This is a genomic window from Nitrospira sp. M1, from assembly GCF_965152605.1.
Genome location: NZ_OZ224217.1, coordinates 1,626,136 through 1,647,574, shown reverse-complemented (window position 1 = coordinate 1,647,574; position 21,439 = coordinate 1,626,136). Strand labels below are relative to the sequence as shown.

The window sequence follows — 21,439 nt, the reverse complement described above, 5'->3', positions numbered from 1 at the left end:
GAGGAAGAAAAGAACGGATGCATGCATTAAGGCAATTTAATAAATGGAACACTTGCTTTCCATACATTCCACGGTGAGTCAAACAATCATCTGACAGTAGGCAAAAAGATGAGCGAACACAGAGGTCGGCCATGTCACCAAACAGGCATAATCTTGAGGTGGTCAGGTATTGAACGTTCATGATGGACATGAAAGGCAGATCTCCCATGTTCACTGCCATTACACCCATCACCTAGATTCGTTCTAAAAATCCAAGCTCTACAGGGCGCGTACGATGCCCTAATTGGAGAATTGAGACAGTCTCTATCTAAATTATTTTACATCTCAACCATGACATCGACTTCAGCTTCACCGCGAGAGGCATTGCCAGACTGCAGACTCTACCGATTGGGCTACCTGACCTGGAGTGAACCAGCACGCACATCATGTGTTTCATGCTTTACATATAATTACCACCTCTGCCTGTAACGTCTTTGGAAATCTAATGTCACCTTTTTTTACTTTCCCGCTTTTGACTGCAGGTTTTTGCCTTCAGAGTATTTGGCCTTCGATAGCCATTTCCCCCATCGACGCGAACACACTCACGCATAAAAATCTTTGTCGATCAACACGTTGAGATTTGCAGAGATGCGCGCTCACTGACGAGTACAACAATTGCGTCAAATGTTCCTATATCAATACATTCTCCATCACTCATTGAGTGGCGTAACGCCACAGAGGAGGTGGTCTCATGATACGTTCTTTCTTTTTCATCCTACTGTTCCTGGTGACGTTTTCTGGGAGTCCGTCTGCACTGGCGACCTCATTCACCACCATCTTCGGACCGAATACCACGCCCGGAGCTCCCCCAGACCCAAACGTACTGAACGGCATCGATGGCTTCACATCATTTACCGGGGGAGAAACGCTTTTCTTTCAGAATGGAAATTTTTATGTGGGTGGTGCAGGCCCTGCAACAGACAACCCGCTATCGGCTCAGGGTTTGGCGAATTTTGGCGGCGCCCCACAAGTCAACAACCGGGCGTTTGGTGTTGCGGGTTCAGGCTCGGCGAATATTGATTTTACGCCTGGCCTAGTTCAAGAATTAACGCTGCAGGTGCGTGGCACGGAAGATGGTCTCTTAGTTGGCCCGACAGCACCCGGAACAACCTTTCCGAACTCTACAGCACTCGCGAATGCGACTGGAACTCTAGAAGTTATTACCAACTTAGGATCACAGGCAATCGTTCCCATACCCAACGCCGATTATGCGCCTTTGACCTTGCAGCTAGGAGGGATGATCAATGGCAACTCATTTCAACAGCTGATTCTCACGAATAATGGTCCTTCGAATTCTGCAATTTTACTTGGCGAATTGACAGCCGAAGCCGTTCCTGAACCGTCAACAGTCCTACTCCTCGGATCCGGCCTCATAGGACTGGCACTCTGGCGGTTACGAGAACATCGCTAATCTACACTCACGCCTGTTGAGGAGATCGCACAAGAGCCTTTTACCGTCTAACGGTAGGCTCTTGTGCCCAATGTAAGGGGTCGTGCGGGGAGTTTTTATGACACAATACGTACCCCATTTCTCTCTGTGACACATTAATCCCTCCCGCATACTCTACAGAATGGCCTCGACTAACGTTGCCGAACAGTCAAGGCCTACGCATGCTCATTACGTCGCGGTAATTTTTCAAAATCACGCTGCCTCTTCATCGCGAAAACCTTCTCCTATAGCTTCAGAATCGGTGGTAAGCCCGGCGAAACGTATCGAAGGATTCCCCAGTTCATACGCCGTAAAGTACACAGGCTTTTCGGTTTGCAGGATATGATACATGTCATCATAGCGATCCAGATTCATTTGAATCGTTGAAAAGTTCGCTCCAATACTCATCCAATCGTTTCCAGGTGCTGAATAAAATCGAATCGATACCGTATGCGCTGCCGCTGAGGCCGTCGGTTTTAAATTCAGTCGAATGGCACGAATATAATTCAACGTACTAGATTTAAAGACATCAACTTTATACGAGCTCACCTCACGATTAAATAATGATGGCATGACTTACCTCCCTACTGTAAATATATTGTTGGGTCGTACTTTCTTTTGAGTAGGTGAGCAATAATGAGACCATGAAAAAAATAGAATTGATGAAATCCGCATGCACTATAAACCCTGAGGTATTTCGCTGTCTTAGCGTATGCTGATCTTCAAAAATCTTTTCTATAATTTACTGATGAGAAACGAGCACCAACTCGTCGTCGTATCGAAATGGATACAAAGGTTATCTTAACTGTACTTTAAGAAGTCAGACTCGATTAAAAAAATCGAATCACTTTGATTTCCCAAAATCTATTCTACCTTTTTTTCTAACGACAACTGCTTATTGAGACAGGAAGTCATACTTCCTAGACCTTCCTAGGCAGCATTCATTTACAAACTCTTCAATCTTACGACTCACGTATAAACACAGGCAGCTTTTTCCAGAACATGTACTACCATTCGTGAAAGGAATCAAGAGTCGTTTACGACCATCAAAGACACCAACAAACAGGGACATAGACCAAAAGACTTCAGGCCCTACCTTTAATAGTTTGCCCAACCATGTTTTCTGATGTGGTCAATTCTTCCCCAAAGATAGCTGGCAATTTCTCGTGACACAGCTCATTCCATATTGGCGCATGAGAGCATACGCCTTCATAGACATTTCTTTGTACTGATACACATATTTGTCTATTGGTCTCAACCTTAAAATAATCGACCATAAATAATGTTCAATGACGGTTCTTTGGGAATGTCATTGTTGTCATACAGGCATTGACGGAGATTACAATTTCATTCACGGAGCCATGACATCATTACACATCAAAGACCAGGCTCGAGATGATGTTGCGTGTCTCATTTTAAAAGGAAGGGAGCTTTCATGTTACAAGACTTCAATAAAATGAAAACGTATGTTGTTGAAGGTACAGATGGTACTATTGGTACCGTAGCGGACATGTACTTCAATGACCAAACCTGGGATGTTCAATACGTGGCGGCGAACACAGGAAACTGGCTGGAAGGTCGGCATCTACTCATTTCCAAGGAATCTTTGTTGACATTAAAACAGGAAACGAGTGCATACCCTGCGTTAATCAGCCAAACAGAGGCTCAAGCGAGTCCTGAGTTTGAAATCAATCACCCCTTGTCTTGGGGGAAAGAGCGGGAGATTTGTGCATTCTATCATTGGGCTCCCTATTACCCCTTAGAAGAAAATGAGTTGTCTGTATTTCCTGGAATATTGACCAGCACTAACGGTCTTAAGGATTTTTCGCTCTTCACAAATGATGGTGAGATAGGAAAAGTTGTCAATTTTATCGTTGATGATACAGATTTAGTGTTACGGTATCTCGTCGTTGATACCTCCAAATGGTTAGCGGGCAGAAAAGTGTTAATCAGTCCGATGTGGGGAAAGTCCATTAATTGGACAGAACAATTGATTGCAGTCGATGTGAAGAAAGAACAGGTTCAGGAATCACCGGAATACGACCCCTTGGTTCCGATCGAACAAGTCTATGAAGTCAATCTTTATGAGCATTACGGTAAACCACATTATCGGTGAACAGTGATATTCCAAAAGGGTGAGGGAATGGCTTATGAATCTTGAAATAACCCTTGGCCCTGTGCCTCAGATATACTGGGCTTCCCACACTACTCAGTGTTACATTCAGGAAACCGGTGTCTCTGAATGAACTCTCCTCATGAGTTAAGGAATCCGGCGGATGACCCATCTTTCGACCATCCGCCGGTTCACTCGGAGAACTACATGTCTGCTCATCTCGCTTCAGAAAATAAATTTATATGCTTACCGAGCCACCAATCCCGTGACACTTGTGGGAATGGGTAACGTGCCTCGCGGTGAAATCGCGCCGGTGCGATTCACGAAAAATCCACGGATTTGACCATCTCCGTTGTTGAGCGTCACCAGAAATTGATTATTTTGTGTGAGTACCGCATCACGCACGCCTGTCCCAGTTTCGATCGGAGTATCCTGATTGGCCGGGAAAAAGTACTCTAACGTGCCGTCGAAATTAATCCGATACAACGACACCGTGCCATCTCCCGTATTGGTGGCATACCCAATCGTCTCATCGCTGGACAAGACCGTCCAACACGTGGCCGTACCTTGCTCAATAGAACCGACCCTGCCCGACACTTCACCGGTCTCTCGATCCACGCGGTAGGACACCGTCATTCCAGGCCCGCCATTATTGGCTTCAGTGATATTCACGAAATCTCGATCACCAAATGAGAATCCGAATGGAGTGGGAATAAACGATGGGCGCTTTTCCGGTCGTCGTTGTGGAGTCCCGTTCCGCCTCATGACAAACGTGGTCAAGGTGTTCGTGGCCTTTTCGGTGATGAGCAACACGGTGCCGGATTTATTAAATCCAACCTGAGCAGGCGCGGTCAGTTGAGTTCGATCAATGATGCGTGTGGAATTGGGAATGGGTACCAAGATCCCCCCTGCCGTAAACCGGAACCCACTGATATTATCGTATCGCATACGTCGAGGATCCTGATCATTCCCGCTTCCTTCGTTCAACACATAGACTAGCGTGCCAAACACCGTCACGCTCAGCGGGCGAAATCCACCAGAAGAAACTTTATTGACGAACTGTAATCCAGCCGGTTGCAGTCGAAAGCTCGTGAGCTCTCCGCTCCCTGGACTCACAACGAACATCCAACGATCACTGGCATCGGTCGTCAGTGCGGCCTGATTTCCAAGTGGTCCTCCGGTTCCCGTGCCTCCCGTTGGAAATCGACCAATTTCGCTGAGATTTCCTCGACTGTCAATGTCAAACGCAATGACATCGTTGCCATTCACTTCGTTACTCGCGGTATAGACAATCGCATGCGCAAATCCACTCATACAGAATGTGGTAACGAGGACTGCTGTCCCAATACATTGCGTAATCTTTCGTGAAATGTTGTTCATGGTTTTCTCCGTGTTGATTCGTGAATAATCAATGGCTAATACTCATACCCAACTCCAAACGACGTGAACGCATTTGAATGAAGAGTTCCTTGTGCATGTATCGACGTCAAACCGGTATAAACAGGAATCTTCACCTGCGTACGACCTCCTTGACTAAACAGTCTTTTTCATTGCCGGTGATTCACATTTCTTCCATCTCGCGATTCCTCCAAGCATTAAAAGCCCCGTCCCGAGCAGCAGCGCCGCCGACGGCTCAGGAACGGGAGCTGCATTTGATGGAGTGACCGTAGAAATATCGTCGATGTTAAAACCCAAAGACGTGTCGAGTTGGTCACCAAAGCTAATCAATTGCGCCGAGTTGAATGTCTGATCGCTGATCAGGCCTAGAAAAAACACCTCACCTCCATCAATGAGAGTCTCCTCAGGAGTTCCAGCATTGAACACGCTGCCTCCACCGGCTGTGAGCAAAAAATCATTAGCCTGCGTCGCCATGGGACTACCAATAATCGACAGCCCAACGGCTTGAACAGGATTTTGAAAATTCACATTCAGCTCATCGCCAAATAAAAATTCATTGGAAAACTGATCATTCACTCCTAAATAGTTCAGTGGAGAGGTGGTAAAAAACTCAGCCGAGACAATCAGGCCAGATCTTCCAAGCACATTGTCAACGTTGCTCGTGAAGGTCATGCCCTGAAACGGCACTCCCTCTTGAATCTCGGTTCCAGCGGAAACGTTATCGAAATTCACGACTGTTTCCGGCCCCGATAACGCGGATTGAAACGCGATTCTGTCTGTAAATCCTACCGATGCGGCATCAACACCAACACTCGCCAACAACAACATACAGCCAGCCAGCGTGGCCAACGCATGACGCCCTACCCGTTGGTGAAGCAGCACAATACCCCCGTCTCCCGAATGCCGTTTCTCAGTAAACAACTGCGCAATCTTAACCTTGCCTGCCCACCTACCCATGCGATGTTTCATGGCAACCTCCTGTAATATTTGGTGAGGGAACATGAATAAATAGAGATGGATATCTCCCGAACAACTTTCGCCGTACACCTCATGATGTTTCGTCTTTCCTTTCCTTTAAAGGTTGGCTGCTTAAACTTTCCAAAATACATTACTTACCGGTAAGTAAATTAACTGCAAATAATTAACTTACCAGTAAGTTAATGTCAAGACATATAATGCATGTTTATTTTAATAAATTAATTCTATTCTATGACAACACCATATAATGTGGTATAAATAAAGTCATACCACATATATTTGCGATAGAGGCATTAAAGATGTATAGTAATATTAATAACTGGTAAGTAATTTATTATTTATGTTATTCACAATTAATATAAATAGTTATGCTTAACTAAATATGCCAATAATCATTAGGCATAGACTCAAAATTAACCAAGTCACCTAGAGAGAGAAAGTTTTTGTGTACAGAAAAACGTCAGAGGTCACTCACGTGGCGGCCTCCTGACTTCTGTGCGAAGACATAGAAGGAAATATTTGAAGGAAGGACTATGGAGTCATGGCTTCGAAGTTACGCGATAAGCTTGTCGATACAGCATTAAAACTTTTTTATGACCAGGGCTTTCATGTCGTGAGCGTCGATACGATTCTGGCAGAAGCAGGAATCTCCAAACCAACACTCTATAAATACTTTCGCTCGAAGAACGAACTCATTCTCGCGGCCCTTCGTCGACGGGACGAACAGTCTCGCAATTGGCTCATGCGCGAGATGGCGCATCGTGGGTCCACGCCTCAGGAACAACTCCTGGCACTCTTTGATACATTGGGTGATTTTTTTCTGACTGACGAATTTCGCGGATGCATGTTCATCAACGCCACCGTCGAGTTTCCTCACCTCGATGACCCCATTCATCAAGCGGCAACAGAGCATAAACGGATTTTCGGTCGACACATCGGAGATCTCGTTGATAAACTACACGTGTCAAACGCTCAAGAATTGACAGAGCAACTACTCATCCTCATGGAAGGCGCCGTCATTACCGCCCATGTCAGCCAACCCAAAACCGTTGCTCAACAGGCTAAACGATCAGCGGAAATCTTGATCGACCATGCTCTCGCTCAGGCACAAACGTAACTGACACTCCGCACACACACCATGCCAAGAACCGCTCCAGATTCAGCCCTATCACCGAAAGAACGATTGATCGAATCGGCGCTTCAATTATTCTATGATCATGGGTTTCATGCCACCGGTATCGACATGATTCTCACAAACGCCAACGTGTCAAAACCGACGCTGTACAAATATTTCGATTCAAAAGATGCACTCATTTTAGCCGTACTTCGCCGCCGTGATGAATCAGTCCGACGTTGGTTGACGACAGAAATAGAACAACGTGCGACAACACCAAAAGAACGCATACTAGCATTGTTCGACGTCTTGGCCGAATGGTTTCGATCAGCAAATTTTCAAGGTTGCATGTTTATTAACGCGACGGCTGAATACGCGCAACACGATCACCCGGTCCATCAAGCCTCGGCAGAACATAAACGTGTATTTAGGCAATATATTCTCGGACTCACCAGCGATGCCGGCGTAGCCAACCCAGAAGAACTCACCGCCCAAATTTTGGTGCTTATGGAAGGCGCCATTGCCACAGCACATGTTAGTGGGCCTGGCGTTGTCGCTCAGCAGGCTCGCAAAACGGTTGAATTGCTGCTCTCTCACGCCGTAGCCTAGGCATGATTGCCGACGTGGACTCATGGTTCCTCAACCTTCGCTCTCCCACGATATCAAGGCATCACGCATGGCCTAGAGTTTCATCCATTACCGCTGCCATTACACCTCATCCACTATTCGATCAGTAGTATTCGTGTAAAGAGAGACAAGGAAGTCCTTGCATCCAAGTAGATAACCAGAGAACCAAAATACACTCAGCAGATAAAAAACGCACAGAACATCACTCCGAATGACAATTACAGACTGATGAGATGCAATAAAAAAGATGCGATGTGGAACATCGAAAGAGTCTCTGACTTTGCACCAGAGCATTGATGAACAACTTGATACAAAGAAAGGAGGAATCCTACATTAAAAGATACAACCGTTCTCCAATAAGGTCAGCGTTTGTTCTTCATTCACAAATATCAACGTTGGAGCGATACGGCTTATTCCTAAACGTTTGACCGCAAGCAAAGGCCTTGAATGGCGATCATGAGTTGCCCACACAATGGCGTTGGCATGTTCCAAGAGCGGACTCAGGAGAAAACCACCGGGCTCACGTGACACTGGTCGACTGCGCCGAGTAAAGCTACTGTAGTTTCCAGCTTTGTGAGCAAAACAATGCTCCCCATAAAGCGAGCTAACTTTCAGCAACTGGTCTGGCAACGGAATAATGGCGCCACTAAGATTCTGAGTTGGAGAAGAAATATTCACGTTACCACTCACGCCAAACGCTGATGAGGCATCAATGGTACTGACGCTATCGACGAGCACCACATTGCCAATCAAATCAATATTACCACCTGCCCCCTCATTCGCCCGTGCGAGAATGTGACTATTCTGAACAAGCACAAATTGCGGATCAATACCAATATTGCCGCCTTGCGTCGTCGCATCGCCAGCCACTGAACTTTCAAGCGTGCTATTCAAGAGATGAACCTTGAAATCGGCCGTTAATTTTATATTTCCCCCGGAAGCAAGCGTCGCATCAGTACTGACCACGCTATCAGCGAGCCGGAGAGTTCCCGTAGTGTCTAACCGGATAGTGCCAGCATCACCACCACCGCTGCTTTCGGCAGTCACCAGTGAATTATTTCGAAGGAGGAGCAGTCCATTCCCTTTGATTTGCCCACTATGAATCGTAATGTCGCCGCCCTGCCCGCCTGCCGTAACATCGGCTGACACGAATGTAGAATCCAGCGTCACGCTATCGGCACTGTCGACGAGTATCCCCCCTCCTCTCCCAGACATCGCTTCCGTCGTGATAGCCGTCCCGGACAAGAAAACTGGACCGGGCACAGAGCGATTCGGACCCTGAATCGTCACACTACCCGCATTACCTGTTCCTGTACTACTACTCAAAATTTGAGCATCGACCGCCTTCAATGCCCCTACAGTAAAGACGATATTCCCCGCATGACCTGCGCTGGACGTTTCGGCTTCAATTTTGGCAAAGCCAGGACCAATAGGATCGCTCAGCGTCAGCTTTTCCATGGCCGTCACAATAATATTACCAGCATTACGTGAGCCCGTTGTGGTTGCTCTAATTCCTCCAAAACCTATACTCACATTTGGAGCAACGACCTCGACCATTGACACAGCCGTATCTTGCGCACCTTGACGATTATGAACGTTGGTCACCAAATTCGACCCTCGCAAACTTATAGAGTCACGAGCAACAAGTTTGATTTGGCCTCCCTTTCCATCCCCGTGATACTGACCGACAAGGTTAACTGGAGGAATAATCGAGGTGGTAAGCCGAGAATTCCGAGGAAAAGCAATAGTCTTCGCCGCACTTCCCTTCCCAGTCACGCCCTGAATAGTGATGTTACCTGCATCCCCTCCCCCAGCGTTGGGATTGCGGCTCCGGCTCCCTAAAAAAGAATTCACTCCAGTCAGCGTCTCTACATTAAATGTAATATTGCCTGCGTTCCCTGTACCATTGCCATCAGCTCGAACCCCTGTTGTATTCAGCACGATGGTTTTTGCTGTACTGGTAATATTCCCGCCTTGCCCCTTACCTGTCGTCACAATTGTGTCGACTTGAGAGCCGGTCAATGTGATCTGCTCAGCAGGACGAGGTTCTCCTTGTACAGGCAAGCCTTCAATAGTAATCTGCCCAGCATTACCACTGTCAGGAAGATCTCCCGTACTGAGACTGAGGATTTCAGTATTCACGGCCTCTACAGTTTCCACATTGAGAATAATATTTCCCGCATCACCCGAACTCGAGGTGGACGCTTCAATTGTCGATTTCTGTCGCCCCGAAACAGATTCAGAATCCACAAGATCATTACCAATGGTCAGTACGCGAGTACTGAGATGAATATTCCCAGCATGGCCTGCTCCCAAAACATTACTCGTAATGCGAGAATTCTGATTGAGAGAAATATCGTGTTCTGTATGAATATCAATTCCAATGGGATTCCCATTTTCATTTCCTGTGGTCACGGAAATTTCAGCATCATCCATCATGAGGCGTCCACCTCGAACGATCACCGTTCCACTATGAACTCCACTCGTTGTTATCACGGCTTCCTCAGACAGAATGATTTCTCCACCATATTCAATTGGGTTCGCTTCGATCCTGTCCAGACTTATAGGAACCTCGGCCGCTGTGTTTAGACTTGCGACATGAATTATGCCTCCTTCCGCGACAAGACGAGAAGATCGAGACTCACTTCCCTTATCACGAGCCCCCAGGGTAATGTCTCCTCCAACTATTGAAAGGGCCTTCCCTTTAGGAACCTGAAGAGTGGCACCCTCAAGCGTGAGAGAAGCAAAATCCTTATTCGTGAAACCAAAAGTTATTGGCCTATTCAAAAATCCAAAGTCTTCAGTCGGCGCGACAGTCAAAATGCTCTCGGCCTTGCCATCCAACGATGCATCTGCATACAACGTCGTTCCATCTTCAAAACGCAGGAAATCGGCAGTACTCACGTAAAACGAACCAGTAAGATCAAGCTTGGCTTCTGACCCGAACACCACACCAGCTGGATTCAGGAAAAACATGTTGGCTCCCTCAATGGTCGAGCGGAGCGTACCATCAATATTGGAGAGAGTTCCTCCCGTCACACGACTCAGGATATTCTCAATCCTTGCCGAGCCATTGAAACTCGCGATCTCACCCGTACCCAGATCAAACTGGTCAAAGCTGTGGAATTGGCTATTTCCCTTGATGGTCCCGGCTTCGATATGATGAACTTCACCAATTGTGTTAACCGTCGTGTTGCTTGGAAGACTGGAATCGGGAGTGATCCTAGTCGCGACCTGAGCCATAATAGGCTCCAACAGAATCGTGCCAGCGAGCACTATGCCCAGAATAGACTTAATGACGAATTGGGAAAGACTAAAACTCAACTCCTGAACCAACCTGTGGAGGGGTAGCCCGTGAGCCATAGCATCTGATCATAGGGGCAATACGTCGTTCTCGTTTTCCTCTATTGCGATTCATGCACGATAATGAAAGTGAGAGTAAAAGTAAATGTTTCTGTAGGTTCCTCTACAACTCCTCAAAATTTAACTAGAAGCGGAGACAGTATTCTCATTTTGCACGGACAGAAGGACTCTGACTTGGTAAATCAATAGGAACAAATTCACAAAACTTTAGACGGGCCATCGTGGGGAACCTCATAGAGGATTAACTTAATTTTGCTTGAATAAAACTCTAGACGGGTCACGTAATGTTCATCAAAATGCTGTTCCAACGGACCTTTGGACCGACCGTTCATCGACTGACTATAGAACACCCAAAAACGCTTGCGCCCGGCGATGATTTCCCGTAATTCCACGGGTAACTTCTTCGAGGTCAGTACGGTCTCTTTTGTTCGAAACGGTCTGATGGCCATACGCCGTGGAGCTGGAAGATAGTGGAACAGATTCGCGGTCGTATGCGGAGTCATACAGATCACGACATCACCTTGAATGACATGGTCTTTCAAAAAACGTGCGGCTCCTCGATTATCTTCCCGATAATAGTGCGGATCAAAATAATAGTGCTGTATCGAAAAACCACTCACCACGAGAAGCACTCCCACACAACATAATCGAACGAATCGGTTTTGCACATGTTGAATACCCACTGCCAGAAACACCAAGAATGGTAGCATCGAAGTGATGACATATCGTTCGTAAAACGGGCGGTAGGTCACAAGCGCGGCAACGCTCATCCCAATGATGGGTAAAAAAAAGAACAGCACCCACACAAGACATTGCCGTTTATCGTATGTCCAAATTTCTTTCACGCCAAACCACGCGAGTCCCACAGTCAAGGTGAGAATGGGGATCATATACGTGAAATGAGGAGCCAGGTATCGTAACTTTTCTAGGTTAAATAAAGAACGAAAGTCTGGTCCCAGCGAATACCCTGTTGAAAACAACCAGAGAAGATTCAGAAAAGACGAAGGGTCGAACTGTTGATCAATTTTCCCGCTGACTTGAATCGCATACGTCCAATACACGGCAGGAAGCAGCAGCAATCCCACAGCAAGAAATGTCGGAACCCAATCGCGCCACTCATTCAACGGGCGAAGAATAAGAATAGAGAGAACGAGGAACGCTAAAAAAGGAATCGCAGCGGCATGACAGAGGAAGGTCAAGACCGCAACAATAACGAAACTGACTTTTAGCAGGCGACTCTGTTGATGGTCGATGCACCGTTGAAGTAGAAACAAGGCAAGAACACACAAAAACACGTACATGGCATAGGGTCTGGCTTCTTGACTATAAAAAATATGAAACGGCGAGATAGCCAATAGACCGGTTGCCCATACTCCCGTCTGGGCTCCAAATGTGTGGCGAACGATAGCGTAAAACAGTGGAAGCGTGAGAGAGCCGAAAATGAACGATGGCAACCGCAATGATATCTCGAGATCGCTCCAATATAACAACGCATGCGTAACCAGATAGTATAACGGCAGGACATTGGTTTGAACCTCTGTTTGAAACAGAACATGCGACAGACTCCCATTGGAACTTAAATAGGTCAGGATTTCGTCATGCCACAGACTCTGGTAGCCTAACCGATAGGCTCGCAACCCAGTCCCGATGACCGTAATCAAGGCCACCAACATACATGTCCGTCTATGTTCTGAATGGAGATGAATCATCAGCAACACATTAGAGACAAAAGAACAAACAGTAAGGGAAGGAGAATGATGACACGAAGGTCGCGAAGAGGTGTTGCACCGAAGGTTACGCCTGAAATGTACGCATCAGCGTCTCATGAAGCAACTGTGCCGACTCAAAATTCTCATCGACATCCATATGCGTAAACACCGCATTTCTTCCCGTGATAAAAAGATTGGAATATGCGGCAAGTGCCGCCTGAGTAACTGCTAACTGCTCTTCATACTGGCGAGTGTAAATGGGATATCCAAATGTTTCATCCAACAATAAGGTATCGATTACTTTTTCCCGTCGGATAAAGCCACTACGGTCAAGGTCATGAATCACTCGCTCAACAATCTGATCACGGGGACACGCCATGGTTATTTCCGCACACAACACCGTTTTACCGGTAGGTACGCCATGAGCGGAAAAGTTTTTAAACTCTGAGACCCGATTCATGACAAAGTCTTTATGCGCAAAATAGACCCAATGGTTCGGAGAAACCTGCGGTTGATCAAGTAACAGATAGACAAGCGAGACAGATTGAAATTGTAATTGAATAGGAATATTGAGGAGTCGCATCAATATCGTCAATGGCAACGTTGACACGACGACATCGAAGGCTTCGGTTTTTTCGATACTGTCCGTTTCCGACGTAATCGCGACAACCTTACCGTGTTCAGTATGAAGCGCCTTCACTGAGGTTGACAGGCGTACATCGGCATGAATGTCCTGATATAACCGTTGACAGAACGCTCCATAGCCTCCTTCCTTGGGATAATAAAAATGGCTAAAGTATGTTTTGCTATTCCGTTTGATCATATCGAGAATGCCAGATACACGAATTTTCTGAGTCGCCCACGACGTGGAAATTTCGTTTGTTGATATTCCAAATAATTTTTCTGTATAGGGACGAAAGAAAAACTCCGTTAAGGACTGGCCATACTGCGACAAGGCATACGAATCGAACGAGACTGCGGCCACATCGGAGTTTGAGGTTCGCGTGAGATAATCCCACACAAAAGACAGTCCTGGATTGGGGAAAAACTTGACGGCTAACTCTAACGGGTTTACGGGATCGGTAATCCATTTCCCCTCGATGAAAATTTTGCTTTGCCTGACGTTTCGAACCAGCGGCACAAGTGAAGAAAACGTGTGAAAAGTAGCCTGATTCGTTGTATAGAATCGGTGTGCGGCAATGTCACAATGAAACCCATGCCATTGGAAAGAACGTGCCAATCCGCCATAACACGATTGACGTTCAAAAACAGTCGGCGACCAACCGGATTGCTTCAGCAACCATCCTAAGCTCAGTCCTGAAATACCGCCTCCCAATATGGCCACTTTCATCACTGAACCTGCCCTGAATACGTTACATACATCATCATTCCCTTACGACAACAAAGTCGCTGATCTTACCATATTTCCTGCCGCCGCTTTTCCTACCGCACATCCTCAAGGAATCGTGGCCTCACTTGCAAGTGTTCTCAAGTTCAAACACCGTAAGACCTATACTTTTGCCTAATGGTTGGGTAGCATGGCGATCGAAGAAGTAACATGAAGAAACCACAACCCAACACAAGACGCACCAACACACAAGACACGTCCCGTCCAGAGGGATCAATCGAAAATGGCATCTTGGCCGTACGTCAGGCCAAGGGCTTTTCTCAAATCGAACTGGCAAGGCGAGTTGGGCTTACCCGGCAAGCCATGCATGCCATCGAACAAAACCACTATCTTCCTAACACATCCGTGGCCTTGCAATTAGCACGAATTTTAGACTGTCAGGTCGAAGACCTTTTTTCACTTCATCAGGACGAACAAGAGATTGAAGCCGAATTCTTGGGAACATTACCAGTCGAAGGACAGTCATTGCGGGTGAATATATCTCACGTCGGCAACCGTATCCTCGCGCGACCCTTATCGCAATTGGGCGATATGCTCAATTATGTGGTACCGGCCGACGGAATCGTCACAGAAACCATTCAACAACCACGCAATCGAAACACTCCACGAGTACGAGTCAGCCTTCTCCATGATCAAGAACGCCTCACACATAATATTGTGATAGCTGGATGTGACCCATCACTCTTTTTAGCCGGGGAACATGTTCGTCATGAAACATTCTCTGGTGTGACCAATTGGACAATGGGCAGCGTCAACGCCGTCAACGCACTCCTCGACGGTGAAGTCCATATGGCAGGCGTCCATCTAGTCGATGCACGATCTGGCGAAAGCAACCTTCCCTATCTGAGACAGCATGTACGTGGCAAAGATTTTCTGGGTGTACGATTTGCTTCATGGGTTCAAGGATTTGTGGTGCACCCAGAAAACCCAAAACATATTCGATGTGTTGACGATTTAGCGAAACGTGGGATTCAATTGGTCAATCGAGAAGCCGGATCTGGAGCCAGGATACTCTTGGATAGCCTTCTCAAAAAATCCGGCATCTCCGGCAAGCATCTCACAGGGTATGGGCGTGAAGTGTCGTCACATCTGGAAGTCGCGCGGAACATTCGGGATGGACTCGCCGACATTGGAATCGGTGTGGAATCGGCGGCACGACAATACGGATTAGCCTTCATCCCTTTACGCGAAGAGCAGTACGATCTAATTTTGCGAAAAGACTCTTTGGCCTCTCATCCAACAATCAGCCGTCTCTTTGATGCCATCGTCAGCCGTCCATTTCGACAAGAATTACTCGCACTTGGCGGGTATGATCTTTCAGAAATTGGAAAATCCCTGAACTGGTAATCGATATTCAACTCTACACCTCATGTTCTTGCCGAAAAGACACGGCTTTAATTTGGGCATAGACTCGCTGCCCTGGATGAAGATGTAAGGTCGCCAACGACTTTCTGGTTATCGTCGCAAGAAGCGGTACTCCAATATCTAATTTAATATCAACAAACGGATGATCGGCATGAATCGTTCCAATGTCGGTTATTGAGGCTTCCAGCATATTAAGCACACTACTGTGAAAGTCAGGGGGACTCGTAATGATACTCACGTCTCTTGAAAGAATCTGCACACGTAACCTCTCCCCTATCGGCTTTTCTTGATGCGGCACAAAAAGATGACGACCACCAAATTCCAGCGTCGTCAGTCCAAATTCCCTGTCATGGGCTTCGACGACTGTATCGATGACCGCGCCCATGTGACTGCCTTCCATGAAATGCCGTGCATCCAACTGCGTGCAGACCTCACTCAGTGGACCGCGGCTCATAACTCGGCCTTCCTTCATGATAATCAAGGTCGTCGCTATTTGGAGGATTTCTTGAAGCGAATGGCTTACGTAGATAATGGGAATATCCAAGTCCATATTCAACCGTTGAATAAATGGCAATATTTCTCGTTTGCGCTGAACATCAAGCGAGCTGAGCGGTTCATCCATCAACAAGAGTTCGGGACTTGTCAGTAAAGCCCGTCCAATGGCTACCCGTTGCTGCTCTCCGCCTGAGAGCTTATGAGGCCATCGTTCTAACAAATGCTCTAACCCAAGAAGATCGACAATGGCTTCCACGGTAATCCGATGTCGAGCAGTAGGAACACGTTTTCGTCCATATACAAGATTCGACTGAACGGACAAGTGTGGAAACAAGCGGGGCTCTTGAAACACATAGCCAACGGGGCGAAGGGAAAGAGGGACGAATATTCCCTCCTTGTCATCCTGCCAAACCGTCTGATCAAGGCGAACCACTCCGTTCGGTGCGCGCTCAAGTCCGCTCAAACAGCGTAACAAGGTCGTCTTACCGCATCCTGACGGCCCGAAGACCGCGGTGACACCCCGCAACGGAAGCTCAAGAGCAACCTGAAGAGAAAACGACGGATAACGCAGCTCGAGTTGAGCCGTTAAGGTGCTCATGAGACATGAATGGGAAGACGTCGATTGACCGTATACACGATCGTGAGAATGGTGAAACAAAACAGGAGAAGAACGGCAGACAGCATGTGCGCCTGTGTATATTCCAACACTTCAACATGATCATAAATCGCAATAGACAAGACTTTCGTTACGCCTGGAATGTTGCCTCCCACCATAAGGACGACTCCAAACTCACCGAGCGTATGCGCAAATCCCAAGACAATCGCACTGAGAAATCCACGTATCGCCATTGGAGAGGCAACCGTAAAAAATGCATCGAGTTTTGAGGCACGTAAAGACCATGCCGCTTCCAACGGCATTTTACCGACAGATTCAAACGCTCCATGTAACGGTTGCACGACGAACGGGAGCGAGTAGAAAGACGACGCGATGACTAAGCCGGTGAAGGTAAACGACAGCGACGATCCAGTCAGTTCCTTCCAGAGTCCGCCAATCGGACCATGCGGACCGAGTGCTACCAACAGGTAAAACCCCAAGACAGTCGGAGGGAGGACGATCGGCAATGCCACGATTGCCTCGACCAGCGTTCGACACTTTGACCGTGTACCTGCCAACCACCACGCTAACGGAGTCCCGACAATCAGCAGCACGATCACGGTCACGCCAGCTAACTGAATCGTCAACCACAGTGGTCCCCAGTCCATGTCCAGAAGATTCATTCGTTATCCCTTAACCAGGCATCATGTTAATCCAAACCAGCTACGCCATACCCGAACCCGACAATAATCTTCCGAGCCTTGTCCCCTTTTACGTAATCTAGCAAGGCGGTGGCTGCCTTATTGTGTTTGCCATTTACCAGAAGAACGGCCTGCTGCTCCAGCGGATCGTAGAGATTTGACGGAACATCCCAACGGCTCCCAGCCTTATTGATTTTCGGATCCAAGACTTGAGAGAGGGCGACGAACCCAAGTTGAGCATTCTGTGAGTAGACGAACTGAAAGGTTTGTCCGATGTTTTCTCCTTGAACAATCCGACGCTCCACTTCCTGCCATACCCCTAATTGCTCAAGCGCTTGCTTGGCCGCAACACCATATGGCGCAGTTTTGGGATTGGCTATGGCTAAATGTTCAATATGGCTATGAGACAATACAGACGTGCCATCCCCCTTGATTAACGTCGGATCAGCACTCCACAACGTCAGACGTCCCACAGCGTAGGTAAATCGACTCCCCTGCACAGCAAGTGCTTCTTTTTCCATCAACCGCGGCCGTTCAACATCTGCAGAAAAAAACACATCAAATGGGGCGCCATGTTGAATTTGTGCATACAATTTTCCGCTCGACCCTGAACTGATGACAGCAACATGCCCCGTGTCTCGTTCGAAATTGCTCGCAATTTCATGAAGCGCCGACAAAAAATTTGACGCCACCGCAATCCGCACATCTTGAGCCGACACCGCACCCACAGATACTTGAAAAATAAGCAGACACAAAATCAACACAATCTTGCACGCTATCATCTTTTCCTTGAAATCATCGACCGCCAATACTCTTGTTAGATGCTAACTTTCGTCAGGATGTACAAGTAATCCGTATCCTTGTTGCCCCCAGGTGGCAATCCTGCACTTGCAGGAAGGCGATCGAAATAACTGCCTTTGAACCAATGGAGGTAGCCCGCATCGAATTCCAGGTTGTCGCTAACTTTCCATTGCACCCGCAATTCCACATCGTGTCCTAGAAAATTTCCGGAACCGCCGCTGACGTCACGTAGTCCATTGCTGGCAAACGCTCCACGTGAAGTCGCGAGATACCACACACGGTGCTTGACTTGCAGTCTCCAACCTTTGACAGGGGTCACAATCACTCGCCATCCCGGCGAGCTGATATTCGTCCGGAAAAATGGACCGAAATTTCCGGTGGGATTTAACTCAAAACGCCGCGCTCCAAAAAGCGTATCGAATGAGGAATCTTGACTATCGTTTGGGTTTCGATCACCACTGGCATAATCATAGTACATGACAAATCGCGGCGACCACGGAATATTAAATGTATAGCCGAGATCAATATGTTGAAAGTGCGCAAAGTGATCAGTATTGCCTAGCCTTCCGGTCTGCCACACGCTCTCAATATCGTAGTCTGGCCGTCCTCTCTTGGGATCTTCATAAAGACGTAACCCAAACGTGGAAAACGAACGTTGCGCACTGACCGTTGAGCTACGTTGATCATTTAACCCAAAATAATACAGATTAAGGCGCAACCACGGGATTTGAGTTGATTCACCATAGACTCCCCAAAATACACTACGTTTCGATTGTTCATCGAGTTCGGTTTGATCACGTAAGACAGGCTCCACAAGAAACGTGCGAATCCTCCAAACCTTGTCTTTAGCCAATTGCCAATGCACCCCATCGAATGCATTGGTGGTATTGCGAAAATCGTTACGGGCGATCAATCGACGATGCCCAAAGTCCATCGTCATTCGCCCAACATGTACATCGGTTCGAAGGCCAGAACCCATGACATTATCTCCTGTCGCGGAAACGAATAACTGGAGAATGTCCCATTCATTCCTGATGCCCGTGTTCACAAAATCACCCGGACCATCGAGATGCACACGAGAATCCTGCCCTTCAAACAAGAATCTGAATGCTCCACCATTTAACCCGAACCGCAAACGTGATCGTTGCTGAACCTGTGAGTCTGTTTGTCCTAATGGCTGACTGGATCGCCAGGGATGATCATATGTCTCGAATCGAGTCCGATGCTCAAAGCCCAGATCAATCCACGTTGGAAGATTCAATGCATTCTTTACATACCGATTCCACTGCCATTCCTTCGTTCGAATCAACACAGCATCGGCAGATTCCAGCAAAGACGATTGCGATGTCGATTGAACTCGCTCCATGGTTCCCTGAAAGAGAGAAGACTCTACCGCCTCTAAACGTTTGTGCTGCGTGGTCAGTTCTGAGGAAGCCTCAGCTATCCCTGTCACACTCCAGAGGAATACACCGAGGCCCATCAAGATTCGTTTTAGAACATGCCTTTTTCCATCAACTACTCTATCCACTATCATTATCTTCATAATTCGCAGACCGTCCTTCGCATTTTACAAGAATATAATTTAGTAACATTTACATTACTATATGTCAATTTCATACAACATCTACCCTCTTCCATTTCCCATACCTTTGATACGACACAATCCCAAAGTGGAAATAGCGATTTTACGAATCTCGCTAACCGCATCGATCAAATATTTCTTGGACAGTCAAATGACCTTCAAGCACATTTTGGCTTCACCAATGTTCATTCGCCTTTTTCTTGATGGCGGGTTAGAATTTGCTATTCGATTTCACTGCATGAAATGGAGGGACTCACATCCATGAACATCCCCAAACAGCCGACGATCCAACAAGGCCTGACATCGGCCTCACCAATTCCAACACAAATCATTTCCAATGAAGAATTTACGCCAATCCCACAAACCCGAAATCAAAAACATCTCGATGCTTTGATTAAAGCACAGAGCTCGGAGATGGCAAACCGCCTGGGAATGGATCGACGGACATTTCTGAAAACCACCGGCGGCATGGCTGTAGCCTTACTCGCGATGAATCAGGTATTTGGGAAGTTCTTTGATATACTCACCGCTGAAGCAGCCGAACCTGAGGCTTTTCTTACTCGTCGCGGCGAACATTTCTTTATTTTCGATGTCCAGACGCACTATGTCAGTTCGACCTTTACGAATCCAGGCTGGCGAGAAAGCCTGTTGGCATTACGCCAGCGCGCCAACGACATGGGGCTTAATGCCGCGCTCTCGCATGACAGTAAGACCATGGCCGATTTAAGTTGGGAAAACTTCGTGAAAGAAGTCTTTCTCGATAGCGAAACATCATTAGCGCTTATTAGCACTCCGCCAGGCCCTTACCCCTGGACTTCCGTGGTTCCGCCCAAGGAAATGACACATATCCGAAATGAGATTAATCGCATCACAGATTCACAACGCATGCTGGCTCATGGATTGGTCATGCCGCAACTCGGCCAGGTAGATTTGGATTTCATGGATCAGCAGCATGAAGTATTTCAAGTCGACGCATGGAAATGTTATACCGGTGCGGCTCCAAAAGGCTTTAACCATGGATGGTGGTTACATGATGAACAAATTGCTTATCCCATGCTGGAAAAAGCGCAAAAACTCGGGGTACCGACCCCATCTGCATCCACAAAGGGCTGCCACTTGGCTCAGTAGCTGACTATAACCATCCGAAGGATACCCTTCAGGCAGCCAAGGATTTCCCTAAACTCAAGTTCTTGCTGTATCACGCCGGATTTTTAGGAGTCGACCGGATCAATCTTGAGAAAGCGAGAAACGGGGACGTGCCGTGGACCAGTGAGTTTTGCCGCATGAAACTTACACACCCCGGACTGACAAACATTTATATGGAAATTGGCTCAACCTTTGCGCAGCTTGTCATTACCGAGCCAAAAGCGTGCGCACATCTCCTTGGGCAACTCCTAGTCGCATTTGGGGAAGATCATATCTTGTGGGGAACCGATTCCATTTGGTATGGAACCCCGCAATGGCAAATTGAAGCCTTTCGGCGGTTCCAAATACCTGAAGAATTACAGGAGCGACATGGCTATCCGCCCTTAACGCCAGAGATCAAAGCAAAGATCTTCGGGTTAACTGCCGCACGCATCTTTCACATCGATGTGCAGAGTAAACGGCATGACCTCCCCAAAGATTATCTCAGCCACATGAAAATGGCTTACCTTGAAGAATCACCGTTGCCAAGCCATCACGCGTATGGGTGGGTAACAGCATAAGTCTATAATAGGATAC

At 47.2% G+C, this 21,439-nt stretch carries 17 protein-coding genes; 7 read left to right on the top strand and 10 right to left on the bottom strand.

Features of this window, described 5'->3' with window-relative positions; genetic code table 11:
* Positions 1–730: 730 nt before the first annotated feature.
* Complete coding sequence (locus tag ACWHX8_RS07690) at positions 731–1,450, top strand: PEP-CTERM sorting domain-containing protein (RefSeq protein ID WP_447971369.1); 720 nt, start codon at positions 731–733, stop codon at positions 1,448–1,450.
* Between the two features lie 231 nt (positions 1,451–1,681).
* Here ACWHX8_RS07690 and ACWHX8_RS07685 read toward each other — a convergent pair whose 3' ends face one another.
* Positions 1,682–2,041, bottom strand: coding sequence for a hypothetical protein (locus tag ACWHX8_RS07685; RefSeq protein ID WP_447971368.1), 360 nt, complete (start codon positions 2,039–2,041; stop codon positions 1,682–1,684).
* An 862-nt stretch (positions 2,042–2,903) separates the two neighbouring features.
* Between ACWHX8_RS07685 and ACWHX8_RS07680 the strand changes: the two genes are divergently transcribed.
* The gene (locus tag ACWHX8_RS07680; protein WP_447971367.1) at positions 2,904–3,584 is read left to right on the top strand and encodes a PRC-barrel domain-containing protein; all 681 of its coding nucleotides are present in this window, start codon (positions 2,904–2,906) and stop codon (positions 3,582–3,584) included.
* Between the two features lie 243 nt (positions 3,585–3,827).
* Here the strand turns inward: ACWHX8_RS07680 and ACWHX8_RS07675 are convergent, their stop codons facing one another.
* Together ACWHX8_RS07675 and ACWHX8_RS07670 are read right to left on the bottom strand one after the other, a co-directional pair.
* On the bottom strand, positions 3,828–4,961 hold the full coding sequence (locus ACWHX8_RS07675) for a hypothetical protein (RefSeq protein WP_447971366.1): 1,134 nt from the start codon (positions 4,959–4,961) through the stop codon (positions 3,828–3,830).
* A 153-nt stretch (positions 4,962–5,114) separates the two neighbouring features.
* Complete coding sequence (locus ACWHX8_RS07670) at positions 5,115–5,948, bottom strand: PEP-CTERM sorting domain-containing protein (RefSeq protein WP_447971365.1); 834 nt, start codon at positions 5,946–5,948, stop codon at positions 5,115–5,117.
* A gap of 550 nt (positions 5,949–6,498) precedes the next feature.
* On the opposite strand from ACWHX8_RS07670, the gene ACWHX8_RS07665 reads away from it, so the two are divergent.
* Positions 6,499–7,074 (top strand): TetR/AcrR family transcriptional regulator, encoded by a 576-nt coding sequence (locus ACWHX8_RS07665; protein ID WP_447971364.1) that lies wholly within the window; start codon positions 6,499–6,501, stop codon positions 7,072–7,074.
* 21 nt (positions 7,075–7,095) lie between these two features.
* Positions 7,096–7,680, top strand: a complete 585-nt coding sequence (locus tag ACWHX8_RS07660) for a TetR/AcrR family transcriptional regulator (protein WP_447971363.1) — start codon at positions 7,096–7,098, stop codon at positions 7,678–7,680.
* A gap of 351 nt (positions 7,681–8,031) precedes the next feature.
* Here ACWHX8_RS07660 and ACWHX8_RS07655 read toward each other — a convergent pair whose 3' ends face one another.
* The 3 genes from ACWHX8_RS07655 to ACWHX8_RS07645 form a co-directional block, all read right to left on the bottom strand.
* Positions 8,032–11,061: a two-partner secretion domain-containing protein gene (locus ACWHX8_RS07655; protein WP_447971362.1), complete on the bottom strand. Its 3,030-nt coding sequence runs from the start codon at positions 11,059–11,061 to the stop codon at positions 8,032–8,034.
* A 197-nt stretch (positions 11,062–11,258) separates the two neighbouring features.
* Positions 11,259–12,734, bottom strand: a complete 1,476-nt coding sequence (locus ACWHX8_RS07650) for a glycosyltransferase family 39 protein (protein ID WP_447971361.1) — start codon at positions 12,732–12,734, stop codon at positions 11,259–11,261.
* Positions 12,735–12,855: 121 nt separating this feature from the next.
* Positions 12,856–14,121, bottom strand: a complete 1,266-nt coding sequence (locus tag ACWHX8_RS07645) for a protoporphyrinogen/coproporphyrinogen oxidase (protein ID WP_447971360.1) — start codon at positions 14,119–14,121, stop codon at positions 12,856–12,858.
* Positions 14,122–14,328: 207 nt separating this feature from the next.
* Between ACWHX8_RS07645 and ACWHX8_RS07640 the strand changes: the two genes are divergently transcribed.
* The gene (locus ACWHX8_RS07640; protein WP_447971359.1) at positions 14,329–15,525 is read left to right on the top strand and encodes a substrate-binding domain-containing protein; all 1,197 of its coding nucleotides are present in this window, start codon (positions 14,329–14,331) and stop codon (positions 15,523–15,525) included.
* Positions 15,526–15,538: 13 nt separating this feature from the next.
* Here ACWHX8_RS07640 and modC read toward each other — a convergent pair whose 3' ends face one another.
* The 4 genes from modC to ACWHX8_RS07620 are packed head-to-tail and all read right to left on the bottom strand — an operon-like array spanning position 15,539 to position 19,615.
* Positions 15,539–16,636: a molybdenum ABC transporter ATP-binding protein gene (gene modC, locus ACWHX8_RS07635; RefSeq protein ID WP_447971358.1), complete on the bottom strand. Its 1,098-nt coding sequence runs from the start codon at positions 16,634–16,636 to the stop codon at positions 15,539–15,541.
* Positions 16,633–17,316 (bottom strand): molybdate ABC transporter permease subunit, encoded by a 684-nt coding sequence (modB, locus tag ACWHX8_RS07630; protein WP_447971357.1) that lies wholly within the window; start codon positions 17,314–17,316, stop codon positions 16,633–16,635. The genes modC and modB overlap by 4 nt, the downstream gene beginning before the upstream one ends.
* Before the next feature lie 26 nt (positions 17,317–17,342).
* Positions 17,343–18,116 carry a molybdate ABC transporter substrate-binding protein gene (modA, locus tag ACWHX8_RS07625; RefSeq protein WP_447971356.1) on the bottom strand — a complete coding sequence of 258 codons (774 nt, stop codon included), beginning with the start codon at positions 18,114–18,116 and terminating at the stop codon, positions 17,343–17,345.
* A 35-nt stretch (positions 18,117–18,151) separates the two neighbouring features.
* Positions 18,152–19,615: an alginate export family protein gene (locus tag ACWHX8_RS07620; RefSeq protein ID WP_447971355.1), complete on the bottom strand. Its 1,464-nt coding sequence runs from the start codon at positions 19,613–19,615 to the stop codon at positions 18,152–18,154.
* A 363-nt stretch (positions 19,616–19,978) separates the two neighbouring features.
* Between ACWHX8_RS07620 and ACWHX8_RS07615 the strand changes: the two genes are divergently transcribed.
* Entirely contained in the window at positions 19,979–20,845 is an 867-nt protein-coding gene (locus tag ACWHX8_RS07615; RefSeq protein ID WP_447971354.1) for a hypothetical protein, read from the top strand.
* The gene (locus tag ACWHX8_RS07610) at positions 20,809–21,423 is read left to right on the top strand and encodes an amidohydrolase family protein (RefSeq protein ID WP_447971885.1); all 615 of its coding nucleotides are present in this window, start codon (positions 20,809–20,811) and stop codon (positions 21,421–21,423) included. Before ACWHX8_RS07615 ends, ACWHX8_RS07610 begins: the two co-directional genes overlap by 37 nt.
* Positions 21,424–21,439: the final 16 nt, after the last annotated feature.